The 16,821-nt window shown below is 60.8% G+C and carries 14 protein-coding genes and 2 pseudogenes; 5 read left to right on the top strand and 11 right to left on the bottom strand.

What is annotated here, in order from left to right:
- The first annotated feature begins 1 nt into the window (after position 1).
- Positions 2–1,915, top strand: coding sequence for an EAL domain-containing protein (locus F1002_RS02015; RefSeq protein WP_150427358.1), 1,914 nt, complete (start codon positions 2–4; stop codon positions 1,913–1,915).
- Between the two features lie 3 nt (positions 1,916–1,918).
- Complete coding sequence (locus tag F1002_RS02010) at positions 1,919–3,391, top strand: CYTH and CHAD domain-containing protein (RefSeq protein ID WP_150427357.1); 1,473 nt, start codon at positions 1,919–1,921, stop codon at positions 3,389–3,391.
- 359 nt (positions 3,392–3,750) lie between these two features.
- On the opposite strand, the pseudogene F1002_RS21130 reads toward F1002_RS02010, so the two are convergent.
- Positions 3,751–3,853: pseudogene (locus tag F1002_RS21130) on the bottom strand (prepilin-type N-terminal cleavage/methylation domain-containing protein); the annotation flags it as partial.
- Positions 3,854–4,217: 364 nt separating this feature from the next.
- Positions 4,218–4,328: pseudogene (locus tag F1002_RS21465) on the bottom strand (prepilin-type N-terminal cleavage/methylation domain-containing protein); the annotation flags it as partial.
- 29 nt (positions 4,329–4,357) lie between these two features.
- Here F1002_RS21465 and F1002_RS01995 point away from each other — a divergent pair.
- Entirely contained in the window at positions 4,358–4,774 is a 417-nt protein-coding gene (locus F1002_RS01995) for a hypothetical protein (protein ID WP_150427354.1), read from the top strand.
- Positions 4,775–4,892: 118 nt separating this feature from the next.
- Here F1002_RS01995 and F1002_RS01990 read toward each other — a convergent pair whose 3' ends face one another.
- From F1002_RS01990 to F1002_RS01955, 8 genes are all read right to left on the bottom strand, one after another.
- On the bottom strand, positions 4,893–5,660 hold the full coding sequence (locus F1002_RS01990) for a 3',5'-cyclic-nucleotide phosphodiesterase (RefSeq protein WP_150427353.1): 768 nt from the start codon (positions 5,658–5,660) through the stop codon (positions 4,893–4,895).
- 180 nt (positions 5,661–5,840) lie between these two features.
- Positions 5,841–6,545: an FHA domain-containing protein gene (locus tag F1002_RS01985; RefSeq protein WP_150427352.1), complete on the bottom strand. Its 705-nt coding sequence runs from the start codon at positions 6,543–6,545 to the stop codon at positions 5,841–5,843.
- 15 nt (positions 6,546–6,560) lie between these two features.
- On the bottom strand, positions 6,561–7,385 hold the full coding sequence (locus tag F1002_RS01980; RefSeq protein ID WP_223879423.1) for a Stp1/IreP family PP2C-type Ser/Thr phosphatase: 825 nt from the start codon (positions 7,383–7,385) through the stop codon (positions 6,561–6,563).
- Positions 7,386–7,595: 210 nt separating this feature from the next.
- Positions 7,596–8,549, bottom strand: a complete 954-nt coding sequence (locus F1002_RS01975; protein ID WP_150427351.1) for an ornithine cyclodeaminase family protein — start codon at positions 8,547–8,549, stop codon at positions 7,596–7,598.
- Between the two features lie 12 nt (positions 8,550–8,561).
- Complete coding sequence (locus tag F1002_RS01970; RefSeq protein WP_150427350.1) at positions 8,562–9,263, bottom strand: TerC family protein; 702 nt, start codon at positions 9,261–9,263, stop codon at positions 8,562–8,564.
- Positions 9,264–9,329: 66 nt separating this feature from the next.
- Positions 9,330–10,223 carry a succinate--CoA ligase subunit alpha gene (gene sucD, locus F1002_RS01965; protein ID WP_027457755.1) on the bottom strand — a complete coding sequence of 298 codons (894 nt, stop codon included), beginning with the start codon at positions 10,221–10,223 and terminating at the stop codon, positions 9,330–9,332.
- Between the two features lie 10 nt (positions 10,224–10,233).
- A complete protein-coding gene (gene sucC, locus F1002_RS01960; protein WP_150427349.1) occupies positions 10,234–11,394 on the bottom strand; it encodes an ADP-forming succinate--CoA ligase subunit beta in 1,161 nt (386 codons plus the stop codon).
- A 148-nt stretch (positions 11,395–11,542) separates the two neighbouring features.
- Entirely contained in the window at positions 11,543–12,880 is a 1,338-nt protein-coding gene (locus F1002_RS01955; RefSeq protein WP_150427348.1) for an MATE family efflux transporter, read from the bottom strand.
- A gap of 127 nt (positions 12,881–13,007) precedes the next feature.
- Between F1002_RS01955 and paaK the strand changes: the two genes are divergently transcribed.
- Entirely contained in the window at positions 13,008–14,303 is a 1,296-nt protein-coding gene (gene paaK / locus F1002_RS01950) for a phenylacetate--CoA ligase PaaK (RefSeq protein ID WP_150427347.1), read from the top strand.
- Between the two features lie 14 nt (positions 14,304–14,317).
- Here paaK and F1002_RS01945 read toward each other — a convergent pair whose 3' ends face one another.
- Complete coding sequence (locus F1002_RS01945; RefSeq protein WP_150427346.1) at positions 14,318–15,019, bottom strand: fumarylacetoacetate hydrolase family protein; 702 nt, start codon at positions 15,017–15,019, stop codon at positions 14,318–14,320.
- Between the two features lie 106 nt (positions 15,020–15,125).
- Between F1002_RS01945 and F1002_RS01940 the strand changes: the two genes are divergently transcribed.
- A complete protein-coding gene (locus tag F1002_RS01940) occupies positions 15,126–16,811 on the top strand; it encodes a FimV family protein (protein ID WP_150427345.1) in 1,686 nt (561 codons plus the stop codon).
- The last annotated feature ends 10 nt before the right edge of the window (positions 16,812–16,821 follow it).

Here is a 16,821-nt window from a genome sequence, read left to right as displayed (position 1 = left end):
GATGTCCCTATTCAGACAAATCTGGCTTGCCGTCATCGCCAGCACCGTCATCGCCTTTGCCGGCAGCTTCCTGGCCAGCATGCTGACCGCCCGCCACTATCTGGAACAGCAGCTGGCGATCAAGAACAACGACAACGCCGCCTCGCTTGCCCTGTCGATCTCGCAGCTCGACAAGGATCCGGTGACCATCGAATTGCAGGTCGCCGCTCTCTTCGACAGCGGCCAGTACGCCGTCGTCCGCCTGACCGACCCCAATGGCAAGACGATGATCGAAAAGACCAGCCCATCGCTCGCCGGCAGCGTACCCGACTGGTTCGTCCGCATCTTCCCCATCGCCTCGGTGCCGGGCCAGGCCCAGATCAGCAACGGCTGGAACCAGTTCGCCACCATCGAACTGGTCAGCCACAACCACTTCGCCTACCAGGAGTTGTGGAAGGGCGCCTTCAAGCTGCTCGGCTGGTTCACCCTGGCCGGCGCCATCATGGGCCTGCTCGGCATGCAGTTGCTGCGCCGCATCAAGCGCCCGCTTGATGCCGTCGTCAGCCAGGCGCAAGCGATCAGCGAACGCCGCTTCATCCGCTTGCCCGAGCCGGAAATTCCCGAACTGAAGAGCGTGGCCGGCGCCATGAACACCATGGTCGACCGGCTCAAAGCCATGTTCGCCGAAGAGGCCGCCCGCCTTGAGCAGGTACGCCGCGAAGCCAACCTCGACCCGCTGACCGGACTCGCCAACCGCGCCTATTTCATGAACCAGCTCGCCTCGGCGCTGAGCGACGACGACGCGGCCCCGCACGGCACGCTCCTCATGTTGCGCCTGGCCGATCTGGCCGGCATCAACCGACGGGCCGGACGCGAAACGGCCGACGAGTTGCTGCGCCGCATCGGCCAGGCACTCGCCGGCATCGCCGGAGAAAGCCCGAATGCCGCAGCGGCCCGACTCAATGGAGCCGATTTCGCCCTGATTGTTCCCGGCATACAGGATGCCTCGCCATTTGCCGAAAAACTGCTGCGCCTGCTCAATGATCTGGCGGCTGCCGGACTGATCGACAGCGAACGCATCGGCCATATCGCCAGCGGCAGCTACCTGCACGACCAATCGGCCGGCAACCTGCTCTCCCGCGTCGATGCTGCGCTGGCCGCTGCCGAAAGCCAGAGCGGGCTGGCCTGGCAGCAGGCGGATAGCCAAAGCGACCAACAAGCCACCTCGAATGCCGACTGGAAGAAACTGCTCGATGGCGCCATCCAGTCCCAGCGCCTGCGCCTGATCGAATTCCCGGTCGCCGGCAGCGGCGGCCATTTGCTCCATCTCGAATGCCCGCTGCGCCTGAAGGCCAGCGACGACGGCGAATGGCTGACCGCCGGCAGTTTCATGCCCATGGCGTCGCGTCTGGCGATGACCACCGAACTCGACCTCGCCGCCGCCCGCCTCGCCCTCGAACGCATTGCCGCCGGCGCGCCGGCAGTGGCCGTCAATCTCTCAGGCGAGTCGATCATCGACACCACCTTCCGCGCCCGCCTGCTGGCCCTGATCGGCAGCCGCAAGGAGCTGGCCCCCCGCCTGTGGCTTGAAGTCTCCGAAATCGGCGCCTTCCAGCACTTCGCTGCCTTCCAGGTCTTCTGCGACGCACTGCGCCCGCTGGGCTGCCGCCTCGGCATCGAGCATTTCGGCCGCCAATTCAGTGAAATCGGCCGCCTGCACGGCATGGGCCTCGATTACCTCAAGGTCGACGGCAGTTTCATTCGCGCCATCGACAGCCAGAGCGGCAACCAGGCGTTCCTCAAAGGACTGTGCAGCATCGCCCACAACATCGGTCTGACGGTCATTGCCGAAGGCGTCCAGACCGCCGCAGAACTCGCCACCCTGCCCGAACTCGGCTTCGATGGCGCCACCGGTCCGGCCATCCCGAGGAATTGAACGATGAGCACCGAAATCGAACTCAAGTTGCAACTGAGCCCGAAAGCGGCCGGCAAACTCGCCCGACACCCGCTGCTCGCCAATATCGCGTCGCACAAGCAGCAATTGCTCAACACCTATTTCGACACGCCGGAACTGGAACTGCACCAACGCCGCATCGCTGTCCGCTTCCGCAAAAAAGGCTGGCAATGGCTGAGCACCGTCAAATCAGCCGAGCCGGCCAGCGGCGGCCTGGCCATGCGCAGCGAGTGGGAAACCCAGGCAACGCCCGGCACCTTCGATTTCAGCCATGTCGACAATGCCGAATTCCGCAACTTCCTCGAGGCCCGTATCGACAAGCTGGGGCCGGTCTTCACCACCGATTTCAAGCGCCAGAGCTGGCAGGTGCCGTTCGGCGAATCACTGATCGAACTGGTCATCGACCGTGGCCACATCGAAAGTCGCGGCCGACGCACGCCGATCTGCGAAATCGAACTGGAACTCCTCTCCGGCAAGGTCGAGGACATATTCTGGCTGACCCGCCAACTTCAGATCGACCATCACCTGCAACCCGCCATCGCCAGCAAGGCGGAGCGTGGCTACAACCTGTTTCTCGACACCCCGCTACGCCCCTTCAAGGCCAAGCCACCGGCCGTACACGCCGGTCAGACCCCCGTCGAGGCCTTCCGCTGTATCGCGCTGAACTGCCTAGAACACTTCCAGCGCAATGAACAAGGGCTACTGCATAGCAAGGATTCGGAATTCGTCCATCAAGCCCGCGTCGCCCTGCGCCGTCTGCGCTCAGCCATCAAGCTCTTCGCCCCGGTTCTGCCCCCGGAGTTCGTCGCCACCTACGGCCAGACCTGGCAGACCTTGGGCAGTGCACTGGGCGAGGCGCGCAACTGGGACGTATTTCTCGAAGAAACACTCCCCCCCATCGCCGCAGCCTTCCCCGACGACAAGGACATCAAGCACCTGCGCAAGGCCGCACAGCGCAAAACCCAAAGCGCCCGCAAATCGATCATCGGCCTGCTCGCCACCCGGGAATATCCACGCCTGCTGCTTGAATTTACGGCCGCGGTCTACACCGTCAGCCAAAGCCTGCCCATTCCCCTCGAAGACTTCGCCCGCCAGCAAATTTCACTACACGCCCGCAAGGCGCGAAAACTGGCTATCCACCACACCGAACTGACCGCCGGCGAACGTCACAAAATGCGGATTGCTTTCAAGAAACTGCGCTATACGCTGGAATTTTTTGCGCCGCTGTTGTCGCAGCGAAAGCTCAAGCCTTATCTGGCAGAGCTGTCGCAACTCCAGGATGAATTAGGGCTCATCAATGACCATGTAACGGCCCTATCGCTGGCCGACGTGGCATTCGATAATTACCGACATGGCATTTTCACTGGCTGGATTGCCGGACGACAAAACATGTTGCTGGCAGCGCTGGACACGACCATAAACCGATGGTCGCCGCTGCATGTACCCGCCCCGGTTTGAATATCAACCAATCCCATCGCGCCGGGCGACAGGCTGAGGCACGCGCTACAAGAGCATGCCTCCCAACGACAAACGCTCAGTTACGCTCGTCAATACCGAAAAAGACGTTGCATCGCGTCATCAGCGACAAGTTCCGGCGGTGAAATCACAGACGATTACTCTTCTGCCTCGCGCCGCATTGCGGAACTGAGCATTGACATTATTTGCAGCCGCGAGTGTCAGAGGGGGGGCTCCGGTGTCGCATGCCGATATCGCCACATTGGCCAACAAGGCGGTATCATCGTTCGACAGCGCCGCCGCAGCGGAGCGAGAAATGGCCGTCGCCTCGGCGGTACACGCTGCATCGGCAGCATTTTGGGTATAGGTCTGGTACTGAGGCAGTGCAATGGCAGCCAAGATACCGATGATGGCAACCACTATCATCAACTCGATCAACGTAAAGCCTGTTTGCCTAGTTTTCATTTGGATGCTCTCAGTAGCCACGGCCAATGATCATTTTGCGTCTGCCCAATAGTATTCAACAACACCAAGCGTATATATAAAAAAAGCCGGAGCAACTGCTCCGGCTTCTTACAAACTGCCGCAGTTGGGATCAGTTGAGTTCGCAGAGACCGCTGCCGGCAAAGCAACGCGTGCTGCGGTTACCACGCGCATTGACCGTAAAGTTAATCGGCAGGTTACCTGTGTAATCAGCGGTCACAGGCGTTGCGCTGATTGCCGAACAAGCTGTGCCGGCCCAGACAGGTGCGGCAACATCATTCGCCAAGTTAGCAACTGCGGCACTCATGTATGCCTTGGCTTCGCCCAGACAGGCGTTGTTTGCCGAGCGTTGAGTATATTGCTGATACTGCGGCAGGGCAATGGCAGCCAGAATACCAATGATGGCAACAACGATCATCAGTTCGATCAGGGTGAAACCTTGTTGTGCGCGCTTCATTTGAATCTCCTTTAAGTGAAAGGCGGGAAATGCCGCTTGTCTTACTTAATACAGATTCCGTGCCAGGCCATGCCAGCCATGGACGCACACACAACGACAAAATAAAACAATTTAAATTCAATGAATTAACAAACGCCAAATTATACAAACAAAAAAAGACACATCCCTGCCGGCAAACGCATGACAATTTTCGGCACGTCAATCTGACAGAATGCGGCATGAATATCGACCAGCTTACCAAATACAACAAAATCAACAAGCGCACTGAGTCGACGTCCGGCAGATTTGCGGTGTCGGCATCAACGCCTCGGTACACGGGTGGCGAAGCACACGGCGGTAAAAGCTTTCTGCCGCGCGGTATTGAATCCAAGCACCGCAGCGTAAGCCACCCTGGATTGGTGCGCACCAGCACTACGGACACCCCGTGCTGGCGTAGCCCCTCCTGAGCAGAGAGTGCGTAAAAATGGCATGCCCCGGACACCGCGCAGCCAACGGGGGCGTCGAAAAAACCATGAACACACTGCCGAATTGAGTCGACCAGCTCCTTGGCCCAGGCGCATCACTTCAGAACGCGAATACCTGATCGTTCCGCAGCATCGCCGGATTGACCCCACCCAGGCTGCTTTCAATTTCCTGCATGGTCCGCTCGCTTTCACCGGGCTTCAAATGGGTGATGAACAGTTCGTAGCCGCCCTCGAGATGGCGCAATTCCTGGGCGAGCAGGCGTGGGCACAGATGTTTGGAGAGGGCGGCCAAGTCGCAGCCCTGATTGGAGAAGGCGCATTCGACCAGCAGGTAGCGGAGGTTCGGAATACCCCGTACCGCCAGCCAGAACGCCTCGCATGGCCCGGTGTCACCGGAAAATACAAGGCTGCCCTGTCCGGAATCGAGCCGATACCCGACTGCGGGTACCGTATGGGCAACCGGCAGGGGCGTGATTTTCCGCTCACCCAGGCAAACCTCTTGGCCCATTTCAATCGGGACAAAGCGTACGCACGGATTCGCCTCGTCCGGCAAGCGGGAAAAGTCGGGCCAGATCGACCAATTGAAAATGTGCTGTTGTAGCGCAGCGATAACGTCCGGTACGCCGTAAACCAGCACCGGCTTGTCGCGCTGGCCGCCAACCGCATCGATCAGCAGCGGCAAGGCCAGGATGTGATCGAGATGCGCATGCGTCAGAAACACATGGTCGATTGCTGCAAGCTCGGCAACAGACAGCTCGGTCACACCGCTACCGGCATCGATCAGGATATCGTGGTCGACCAGAAAGGAGGTGGTTCGCAAATGCCGGCCACCGATACCGCCGCTACAGCCGAGTACGCGCAGCTTCATGCTCTGGATACCTGAGTTTTGCCTGCCATGTTCCGATCGATCGTTTGCGCCTCGCCAGCACGGCAGCGCCCATGTCAAAACGGAATTCTAATCTTCGGCTCTCAAGCAGCCCAGCCGACAATGTGAAATAACTCACACTGTCGGTAAACGAAAATCGGTTATCCGACTCTCGCCAGCTAGCTATCCCTTCAGGAAAAACTCCATCTTGATGCCGGCGATCTCGATCACGTCGTGATCACCCAACGGATAGGCCTGGGCATCAAGGCTGCGGCCATTGACCACGGGAAACTGGCGGCCCTCGACATGGGTGATGAAGAAGCCGTGCGGCCGCTTGGCGATGACGGCCACCTGCAAGCCCGGCTTGCCAAGCGTCGTCAGGGTCTTGGTCAGTTCCAGCTCTTTGCCGGCATTGGGGCCGTTGAGCAGCTGGATGGCCGCACCCGGCAGGGGAGATGGCGGTTTGGGTACGGAGGAAAGACCGACGCTCGAGCGCGTGATCGTATCGCCTGGCTCCAGTTGCAACTCGGAGGGCATCTTCAGCTGCCCGGAACGGATCGCCGCATTTCGCTCGAAATCGCTTGCCGCCACACTGGCCTGCAGGTCAGCCAGGTACTTGAGCTTGTATTTGCCCAACTCGATGATGTCGTTGTTGCGCAGAAAGTGTTTCTTGATCGGCTGGCCATTGACCAGGGTGCCATTGGTGCTGTTGAGGTCTTCGAGAAAGGAGTCCGCCAGGATGGTCACGACCACTGCGTGATCGCCGGAAATGGCAAGGTTGTCGATCTGGATGTCGTTATGCGGCTTGCGCCCGATACTCAGCCGCTCCTTGTTGAGCGGAATTTCCTTGAGTACCAATCCATCCATCGACAGGATCAGTTTTGCCATTGCTCTTTCCTCATCTCACTTCAACATATCCCGCACTCGCTGCCACCAGTTTCGGCCTGCCGCGAAGTCGTCCCGCACCTTGATCAGGATAACCGAAACATTATCTCGGCCACCGTTATCGTTTGCCAACTGCACGAGATGGTCGGCGGCCAGCTGCAAGTTCCCGCCGAGCGTTCGCAAGGCCAAGGCGATTTCCTCATCTTCGACCATGTCATTCAGGCCGTCGGAGCACAACAAAACAATATCACCCGGGCTGACATCGAAACTAGCGATCTCGACATCGACGACGGGATCAACCCCAAGCGCCCGCGTCACCAGATTCTTGTTACCGGAGTAGCGGGCCTCCTCAGGGGTAATCATGCCACTATCCAGCTGTTCCTGTAAAAGAGAGTGGTCGCGCGTCAGCAGCGCAAACTCCTCGTCGCGCAAGCGATACAGGCGGGAGTCCCCGACGTGCGCCACAGTCATCCGGTTGTTGTGGAACCATGCAAGCACCAGCGTGGTTCCCATGCCGGCATAACGCGACGAACCGGCAGCCGCATGGAAAACGGCAAAGTTCGCGGCACTGACTTCATTGAGCAGATGGCGCTCGATCGTTGCCGTATCGCCTTCCCGACAAGCCGACTGCAACGCCGTGGAACTGATGACCCGCTCGAGGTCGGCCGCCAGCCGGGTCGTCGCCATTCCGCTGGCGACCTCGCCCGCGTTGTACCCGCCCATGCCGTCGGCGAGAATGGCCAGGCCGAGACGCGCATCTGCGAAAACCGAATCCTCGTTATGCGAGCGGATGACCCCAGGATCGGTGCTGACCGCGATTTCGAGACAATTCTCGGCAATCACCTGGGCAATCTTCCGGAAAAACCAGTCGGTGACGAAGCAGAAGGCCGGTTGGCGCCCATGGCCCAACACCTGCGGAAACGCGTTCCGCCGCATGCTACCCCGGTCAACTTGCCGATCATTGTCGTATCCCTGACGCCAGCACCATCATGAAGTGCGTGAAACCTGCCATTTCCTGCATTTTCAACGCTCATGTCCGACCGGTCAAACGAATCAATAAGGCAAGCGTATGCCAAGACCTTTTTCCTCGGCGCGCTTTACCACCCGCAGGGCAACCGCAAGATCCTGAATGGCCATGCCTTGCGATTCGAACAAGGTAATGTGCTCCCTCGTCTCCCGACCGGCACGACGGCCGGTGATGACATCTCCCAACTCCAGCAGTTGCCGTTCGTGCAAACGCCCCTTTTCAAGCAGCGGGAAAAGATCGCCAGCCTCCGCCAACGCGGTGGGTACGGAATCGACGGCAATCAGGTCGCAACGGCGCACCGCCGCTTCGGAAAGCTCCTGCCGGATCAATGCATTGGAGCCGGCAGCATTGATGTGCGCTCCCGCCTCCAGCCAGTCGGCATCGAACAGCGGCGCCGAGGTCGTGGTCGCCGTTCCGATGAGACCGCTGCCACGCACCGCCTCTTCGGGACTCCCGACCGGGACGACGGCAACGCCCGTCTGTTCGCTCATGCGATGGCAAAATGCCGCGAGCCTGTCGGCCTTGCGACTGAATACCTTGATGCACTGCAACGGCATGACGGCACAAAGCGCGCGAACATGCCCTTCTGCCTGCCAGCCTGAACCGAATACGCCCGCCTCCACGACATCCTTGCGCGCCAGCCAGCGGGCAGCCACTCCGCTCGCCGCCCCGGTACGCATCATGCCGAGAAAATCAGCCGAAACGACCGCCAGCGGCACGCCGCTTCCGGCATCAAAAAGATGGACATGAAAGCGGTTGCCGGAGCGATTGCTGGTATAGGCCTTGTATCCAATCACCCCCTGGGCAGGCAAGGCGCCCTGAAGGATATGCAGGGCCGTTTGCGGCAATCGGCTGCGCACACGCGGCGTATCGGTGGCCAGGCCAAGGGAGAGATCGCGGTGGGCAGACTCCACTCCTTCGATCGCCAGTTCCATGGTCAGCAGTTGCTTGACGTCGTCTTCCGAGAGATAGAGTGCCATGACCGTAAATTCCTAAACGATGGTGACATCCTGCCGAGCGAGAATCCGGCGTTCGAGCCAGCGTCCCAGCCCGACAACCAGCAAGGCCCCCACCCCGCCGGCCAGCGTGGCGGACCATGCCGGCAGCGGCGGCAGCGCTGCGCGTACACCGGGATCGCTGAAGATCATCTGGCCGGCCACATAGCCCAACAGGCCAGCGCCGAGCAGGACAATGACAGGAAAGCGCTCCATCCAGTGCATGATCAGCTGGCTGGACCAGACGATCAGCGGAATGCTCACGGCCAGACCGAACAGCAGGAGAGCCAGATTGCCATGTGCCGCACCGGCCACGCCGATGACGTTATCCAGACTCATGACGAAATCGGCGACGACGATGGTCTTGACCGCTCCCCAAAGGTGTGCCGACGGCTCGATATCGTGGCCGTCTTCGTCCTCGGGCAGCATCAGTTTCACGGCAATCCACACCAGCAGCAGCCCACCGATGAATTTCAGCCAGGGCAGGTTCATGACCAGCGCGGCAAACACGGTGAGCACGACGCGCAATCCGACAGCCCCCGCCACGCCCCAGAAGATGCCCGTCTTGCGTTGCTCCGGCGACAGGTTACGGCAGGCCAGCGCAATGACAACCGCGTTGTCGCCGGACAGCACGATATCGATCAGGATGATCTGGCCGACGGCGATCCAGAACGCGGTGGAAGAGAGGTCGATTTCCATGAAACTTCGGGCAAATAAAAAGGCGGGCACCCGGCCCGCCTTTCTGGGTTGAGCTAGGCTCGAATTTTACAGCATGGCCTTGAGCAGCTTGGCCATTTCGGACGGGTTGCGCGTGACCTTGAAGCCGCACTCTTCCATGATGGCGAGCTTGGCATCGGCGGTGTCGGCACCACCGGAGATCAGGGCGCCAGCGTGGCCCATGCGCTTGCCGGCCGGAGCGGTGACGCCAGCGATGAAGCCGACGATCGGCTTCTTCATGTTGGCCTTGCACCACTGGGCAGCTTCGGCTTCGTCCGGACCGCCGATTTCGCCGATCATGATGACGGCGTCCGTATCCGGATCGTCGTTGAACATCTTCATGACGTCGATGTGCTTCAGACCGTTGATCGGGTCACCACCGATACCGACGGCGGAAGACTGGCCGAGGCCCAGTTCGGTCAGCTGACCAACGGCTTCGTAGGTCAGGGTGCCGGAACGGGAAACCACGCCAATGCGACCCTTGCGGTGGATGTGACCCGGCATGATGCCGATCTTCACTTCGTCCGGGGTGATCAGGCCAGGGCAGTTCGGGCCGAGCAGCAGGGTCTTCTTGCCACCCTTGGCTTCCTTTTCCTTCATCTTGTTGCGCACCATCAGCATGTCGCGGACAGGGATGCCTTCGGTGATGCAGATGGCCAGATCGAGGTCGGCTTCGACGGCTTCCCAGATAGCGGCAGCAGCACCAGCGGGCGGCACGTAGATGACGGAAACGGTAGCACCGGTTTCAGCAGCGGCTTCCTTGACGGAACCGTAGATGGGGATGTCGAAAATCTTTTCGCCAGCCTTCTTCGGGTTCACGCCAGCGACGAAGCATTCCTTGCCGTTTGCGTATTCCTGGCACTTTTCGGTGTGGAACTGGCCGGTCTTGCCGGTGATGCCCTGGGTGATGATGCGGGTGTTCTTGTTGATCAGAATGGACATTCGGGGCTCCTTACTTGACCGCTTCGACGATCTTGGTGGCGGCTTCAGCCATGGAATCGGCAGAGATGATGGGCAGACCGGAATCCTTCAGGATCTGCTTGCCGATCTCTTCGTTGGTGCCCTTCATACGGACAACCAGCGGCACGGACAGGTGAGTTTCCTTGGCCGCAGCAACGACGCCGGTAGCGATGGTGTCGCAGCGCATGATGCCGCCGAAGATGTTGACCAGAATGCCCTTGACCTTCGGGTTCTTGAGCATGATCTTGAAGGCTTCGGTGACCTTCTCCGTCGTGGCGCCGCCGCCGACGTCCAGGAAGTTGGCCGGCTCGGCGCCGAACAGCTTGATGGTGTCCATGGTGGCCATGGCCAGACCGGCACCGTTCACCAGACAGCCGATGTTGCCGTCGAGGGAGATGTAGGCCAGGTCGAACTTGGAAGCTTCGATTTCGTCGGCGTCTTCTTCGTCCAGGTCGCGCATGGCGACGATTTCCGGCTGGCGGAACAGGGCGTTGGAGTCGAAGTTGAACTTGGCGTCAATCGCCTTGACGGTGCCGTTGCTTTCGTGGATCAGCGGGTTGATCTCGGCCAGCGAAGCATCGGTTTCCATGTAGCAGGTGTACAGCTTCTTCAGCGTATCGACGCACTGCGGAATGGAAGCTTCCAGCATGCCCATGCCCTTGGCCAGGGTCAGGGCCTGCTCGTCGGTCAGGCCGACCAACGGGTTGATGAAGACCTTGACGATCTTTTCCGGGGTCTTGTGGGCGACTTCCTCGATGTCCATACCGCCTTCGTACGAGGCCATCATGGCGACGGACTGGGTAGCGCGGTCGGTCAGGCAAGCAACGTAGTATTCATGCTGGATGTCGGCGCCTTCCTCGATCAGCAGGTTGCGGACCTTCTGGCCTTCCGGACCGGTCTGATGGGTAATCAGTTGCATGCCCAGAATCTGGCTCGCGTATTGACGCACTTCATCCAGGGACTTGGCGACCTTGACGCCACCACCCTTGCCGCGGCCACCAGCGTGAATCTGGGCCTTCACCACCCAGATCTTGCCGCCCAGGGTTTCGGCTGCCTTGACTGCGTCTTCGACGGTCGTGCAGTGAATCCCGCGCGGAACCGTAACGCCGAATTTCTTCAGGATTTGCTTGCCCTGATATTCGTGAATTTTCATGCGCTTTCCTTGCGTTTAGTTGAGTTGCGAGCAATGAGCAGTGGCCGAACTGTCCCCCGACCCCACCCGGTTATACCGTTTGTAACCCGAAATCTTATCACATAGATCAAAAACTGGATCAGGCCAAAATTCATAATTACAGGATGCATTACGAAGCATTCATGGCCTTGCGCAGGAGCGGCAAAAGCAACGCTGCCGCGCAGATCAAACTGAGCACCGAAGCCATCCAGAAACCGGCAACGCCAAGCGGCGGCGTCCAGCGGTAGCAAAGCCAGGCGCCGCCAAGCAAACCGATCCCCCAGAAACAGAATGTCTGGACCAGCATCGGCACAAAAGTAACGCGATAGGCACGCAGGCAATGCCCGGCCACCGTCTGCAGGGCGTCGAAAAATTGATAGATGGCGACGTAACCGACCAGACCGACAGCAATCAGGCGTACATCCGGATCGTCGGTATAGGCGGCAACCACCGGCTCGGCGGATAGCCACAACAGCAGGCCGACCAACGACGAGGAGACCGCCGACAAGGCCAGCCCGGCACGGACCGTTGCCCGCACCCGCGGCGCATCCCGTGCGCCAAGCGCCTGCCCGAGCGCCGCCATGGTCGCGATGGCGAGCGATAGCGGCAACATGTAGGTCAAGGCCGAAAGATTAGCGACGATGCGATGCCCCGCCACCACCGTCGCACCGAGCGACGCGACAAACAGGCTGATCAGCGTAAACGACGTGATTTCAACCAGATTGGAAAAACCCATCGGAACGCCGAGACGCAGCAACTCCCGCCAAGTCGACCACCGGGGCCGCGACCAGTTGGCAAAGGGCCGATAGCGTCTACCGAGAGGCCCGAGCTGCAGATAAAGTGCGCCCCCGGCACAGGCCAACCAGCCAACCAGTACGTTCGACAGCGCGCAACCGGCCACGCCAAGAGGTTCGCCCAGCCAGCCCTGAGCAGCAAACCCCCAGGCAAGGAGGGCATGCAGCGCCAGGCTCAACAGACCGATGGCCATCAGCACGCGCGGCTTGCCGAGCGCATTGCAAAAGGCATAAAAAGTCCGGTAAAACAAGGCGGCCGGCAAACTCCATGCAAGCAGGCCGAGGTACTGCCGGACCTTGGCCTCGACGACGGAGTCCATGCTGGAAATGCCGAGGACGGCACCTGGATGGGTCAGGAACAGGATTCCGGGAATGGCGAGCAGCACCGCCAGCCAGAAGCCCTGTTGCAGGACGTCGGCAACCTTATCGTCGTGCCCCGCGCCGTGCAGATGCGCAACGACCGGCGCGACGGCCTGGAGAACGCCAACCAGGGCAAACACGACCGAAATGTGGATACCGCCCCCAATGGCAACGGCAGCAAGATCAACCGGGCTGACGTGCCCGAGAACGGCCGTGTCGACAACCATCATGCCAATGGAGGCCAGCTGGGCAACCAGGATGGGAAAGGCATGGGCGATCAGCCCGCCGACGGCAATGCGAAACATGGCGCGCATTGTCGCACGTCGCGACCGAGCCAACGGCGGCGCACTTGACCCAACAGCGAATAATGACAAGTTGATCTGGGTCAAGCGCCTTCTTTTTGCCTCCCTCCAAAATCAATCGTTCAAAGGAGGGGACGCGATGAAACTAGGCTTGCATGCCATCGAAAACGCCAGCCGAGACGAAATTGCCGCCCTGCAGGGCGAGCGCCTCAAATGGACATTGCACCACGTCTATCGCAACGTCCCCCACTACAGGCAGGCCTTTGACCGTTCGGGCGTACACCCGGACGATTTCAAATCACTGTCCGACCTGGCGAAATTTCCCTTCACCACCAAGCAGGACCTGCGCGACAACTACCCCTACGGCATGTTTGCCGTACCGCGTGAAGAGGTAGTCCGCATCCACGCCTCCAGCGGCACGACCGGCAAGCCGACCGTCGTCGGCTACACGAAGAAGGACATCGACACCTGGGCCGACCTGATCGCCCGTTCCATCTACGCCTCCGGCGGCCGCCCCGGCGATATCGTCCATGTCGCCTACGGCTATGGCTTGTTCACCGGCGGCCTGGGCGCCCACTACGGTGCCGAGAAGCTCGGCTGCACGGTGATCCCGATGTCCGGCGGCCAGACTGAAAAGCAGGTTCAGCTGATCTGCGACTTCAAGCCGAGCATCATCATGGTCACCCCGTCGTACATGCTGAACATTGCCGACGAGTTCCGTCGCCAAGGCATCGATCCGCGCAGCACCCACCTGCGCATCAGCATCCACGGCGCAGAACCGTGGACCGACGCGATGCGCCGCGAGATCGAATCGACATTCGGCATCGACGCCATCGACATCTACGGCCTCTCCGAAGTCATCGGCCCCGGCGTCGCCAACGAATGCGCCGAAACCAAGGACGGCCCGGTCATCTGGGAAGACCATTTCTACCCCGAGATCATCGACCCGATCACCGGCGAAGTCCTCCCCGAAGGCAGCCAGGGGGAACTGGTATTCACCTCGCTGACCAAGGAAGCGATGCCCATCGTCCGCTACCGTACCCGCGACCTGACCCGCCTGCTGCCGCCCACCGCCCGCTCGATGCGCCGGATCGACCGCATTACCGGCCGTTCGGATGACATGTTGATCATCCGCGGCGTCAACGTCTTCCCGTCGCAAATCGAGGAACTGATCCTCAAGCAAGCCAAACTGTCGCCGCACTACCAGATCGAAGTCAGCCGCGACGGCCACCTGGACTCAATGAAGGTGAATGTGGAAATCAAGCCCGAATTCGAATTTGCCAGCGGTCCGGAAAAGGAATTCGTGGCGCACGACCTGCAACACCACATCAAATCCTACATAGGCGTATCTGCCAGGATCAACGTGGTCGAGGTAGGCGGCATCGAACGCTCGGCCGGCAAGGCCAGGCGGGTGATCGACAAGCGCCCGAAATAGGGAGAACTGCCAGCTCAGACAATCCGGGCACACAGGCCGCCAACCCCCTCCACGCCGGCCACCAGCACATCGCCCCGCAGCAACGGCCCGACCCCGGCTGGCGTACCGCTGTAGATCAGGTCGCCAGCCTCCAGACGCACCATTGTCGACAGATTGGCGATGATGTCCGGCACCTTCCACATCATGTCGGCAAGGTCTCCCTGCTGCCGCAGTTGCCCATTGACGTTCAACCAGATGCGCCCCGTCGCCGGATGACCGCATTGTGCCGCCGGGGCGATGACTCCGGCAACGGCCGACTGATCGAATCCCTTGCTCATATCCCAGGGATGGCTCTTTTCCTTCGCCCGCGACTGAATATCGCGACGGGTCAGATCCAGGCCGACCGCATACCCGAAGACCAGGCGCTGCACATCCTCGACGGCAAGATTCTCGCCCCCGTCGCACAGAGCCACCACCATTTCCACTTCGTGGTGGAGATTCGCGGTCAGCGAGGGATAGGCCACCGCCAGCTCGCCATCACCCCCAACCAGCGCATCGGCCGGTTTGGTAAAGAAGAATGGCGGCTCGCGCCCTTCGGCCTGATCGGCCGCTCCCATTTCGCGGGCATGCTCGGCGTAGTTGCGGCCCACGCAGAAAATGCGGCGCACCGGAAAACGGGCATCGGTTCCGGCAATCGGCAGCGATGTCACAGGATGGGGATTGAAAACGTAACGCACGAATGGACTCTCCCAAAGACAGGCGCAGCGTGGAATATTTCACCGCACACTACGAGCAAAGTGATATTTTTCTCAAAAGCACAAAAAACAACTTACGAGAAGCATCATGACCAGCCAACTGACCCGCATTGTCGCACTTTCCGCCCTGCTCTCCCCCGCCATGGCGAACGCCGTCGGCTTCGGGGAAATCGTGCTGCAATCGCGAATCGGCGAAGCCATCATGGCGGAAGTGCCGATCCTCAACCATGGCGAGGAAGCGCCGGTTGCTGCCTGTTTCTCGATGCTTCCTCTGCGCGGCTCCGACCTGCCGGTGGTCACGGCCGCCAAACCGCGCCTGATTCGGCGAGGCCAAGGTCATATTCTACAGATCGTCGGCAGCAAGCCGGTCAACGAACCCATCTTCGCCATCGGCCTGCGCGCCGGATGCGGCTACGACATCGAACGTGAGTACGTGCTCATGCCGGAAGCCCCGATGGCGCTGCCGCAAGCCATGGTTTCCTCCGATACCCAGCCTCCCACGCGAAAAACGGGACGGAGCGCCGCCTGGCAGGCCCGCGAAGGCGAGACGCTGGAAGATATTGCCGACGCCCAGGAGCCGGCAACCCCGGCTGAACGCCAACGTCTGCTGGACCGCCTGCAAAAAGCCAATCCGGATCTGGCAAGCGGCCAGCCTTTGGCCGAGGGAACCCGTGTCCGGCTGCCGAAACGCCAGCCTCCGCCACGCCCGATAGCCGCGACCCCACCGCCCCCCCGGGCCGGGGGAACGGATCGCCTGCTGCTCAGCGCTGCCCCCGAGGAAAGCCTCCCCGGCAAGCAGCGCAACAGTCCGCTCGCTGGCCATGCCGAGACCGACGAACGCCTGCTCAAACTGGAAACCACCCTCCACCTCCTCACCCAGGAAGTCGCCAAACTGGACCATGCACTCGATCTGGCCAGCAAAGCAATCGAGGCACAGAATCAGTTGCAACTGGCACAGTCGATCAATTCCCCGCCCGCTGCCGGTCCGACGCTTGGTCATGCCTTGCCCGGAACGCCTCCTCCGCGTGCCAACTGGTCCGAACTGGCGATCAGCGCAGCGGTGGGTGCCGTCGTATCCGTCGGCATGGCGCAGTTTCTCGGTCGCCGTCGACGGTATCCCGGCGACGATGAAGCGCCGCTGGCGTTTTCCGGCTACCGCCGTGAAGCATCTCCGCGCCCCACTCCGAGTGAGCCACCCCCGCCGCCCATCGCGCCGGAGTTGCCCTTGTGCCCCGAGGCCAGCCAAACGGACTTCCCGGTGCCACGGCTGCCCGAATCCGACACCTCCTTGGCATCGGAGCCGGAAGTGATCGAGGCTAGGGACGAGGATGAACACTCCGTCCTTGCCTTGGCCGAAATCATGCTCTCCTTCGGTCGCCTCAACGGCGCCACGGAAACGCTGGCCGAGCACATCGAACACGCCATGCCGGCCAGTATCGCCCCCTGGAGCATGCTGCTCGACCTCTACCGCCGCGGCGGCATGCGCCCCGAATTCGAGGCGCTGGCCGGACGAATCCATGATCGCTTCAACGTCCAGGTAGCAGACTGGAACGATTCGACCACGCCGATCTCGGGGTTGAAAACGCTGGAGGACTACCCCCATATCGTGCAGAAAGCCACGCGACTCTGGGGCACCCAGGCCGGCGTCGACTACCTGCACGGGCTGGTGCACGATACCCGGGCCGGGCTGCGCAACGGCTTCCCGCTTGAAATCGTCGAGGAAATCGCCCTGCTGCTGGGCATTCAGGAAGAAGGCTACGGCCTTCGACGCTGATGCCGGGAAA

Source organism: Dechloromonas sp. CZR5 (genome assembly GCF_008711155.1).
GTDB lineage: Bacteria > Pseudomonadota > Gammaproteobacteria > Burkholderiales > Rhodocyclaceae > Azonexus.
Note: the sequence above shows the minus strand (reverse complement) of the source record. Positions and strands in the feature narration are given on the sequence as shown.

Excerpts from the sequence above, each read along its gene's own strand:
- F1002_RS02015 (WP_150427358.1), top strand. The coding sequence starts at position 2 with ATGTCCCTATTCAGACAAATCTGGCTTGCCGTCATCGCCAGCACCGTC.
- F1002_RS02010 (WP_150427357.1), top strand. The coding sequence starts at position 1,919 with ATGAGCACCGAAATCGAACTCAAGTTGCAACTGAGCCCGAAAGCGGCC.
- F1002_RS01995 (WP_150427354.1), top strand. The coding sequence starts at position 4,358 with ATGCCGCTTGTCTTACTTAATACAGATTCCGTGCCAGGCCATGCCAGC.
- F1002_RS01990 (WP_150427353.1), bottom strand. The coding sequence starts at position 5,660 with ATGAAGCTGCGCGTACTCGGCTGTAGCGGCGGTATCGGTGGCCGGCAT.
- F1002_RS01985 (WP_150427352.1), bottom strand. The coding sequence starts at position 6,545 with ATGGCAAAACTGATCCTGTCGATGGATGGATTGGTACTCAAGGAAATT.
- F1002_RS01975 (WP_150427351.1), bottom strand. The coding sequence starts at position 8,549 with ATGGCACTCTATCTCTCGGAAGACGACGTCAAGCAACTGCTGACCATG.
- F1002_RS01970 (WP_150427350.1), bottom strand. The coding sequence starts at position 9,263 with ATGGAAATCGACCTCTCTTCCACCGCGTTCTGGATCGCCGTCGGCCAG.
- sucD (WP_027457755.1), bottom strand. The coding sequence starts at position 10,223 with ATGTCCATTCTGATCAACAAGAACACCCGCATCATCACCCAGGGCATC.
- sucC (WP_150427349.1), bottom strand. The coding sequence starts at position 11,394 with ATGAAAATTCACGAATATCAGGGCAAGCAAATCCTGAAGAAATTCGGC.
- F1002_RS01955 (WP_150427348.1), bottom strand. The coding sequence starts at position 12,880 with ATGCGCGCCATGTTTCGCATTGCCGTCGGCGGGCTGATCGCCCATGCC.
- paaK (WP_150427347.1), top strand. The coding sequence starts at position 13,008 with ATGAAACTAGGCTTGCATGCCATCGAAAACGCCAGCCGAGACGAAATT.
- F1002_RS01940 (WP_150427345.1), top strand. The coding sequence starts at position 15,126 with ATGACCAGCCAACTGACCCGCATTGTCGCACTTTCCGCCCTGCTCTCC.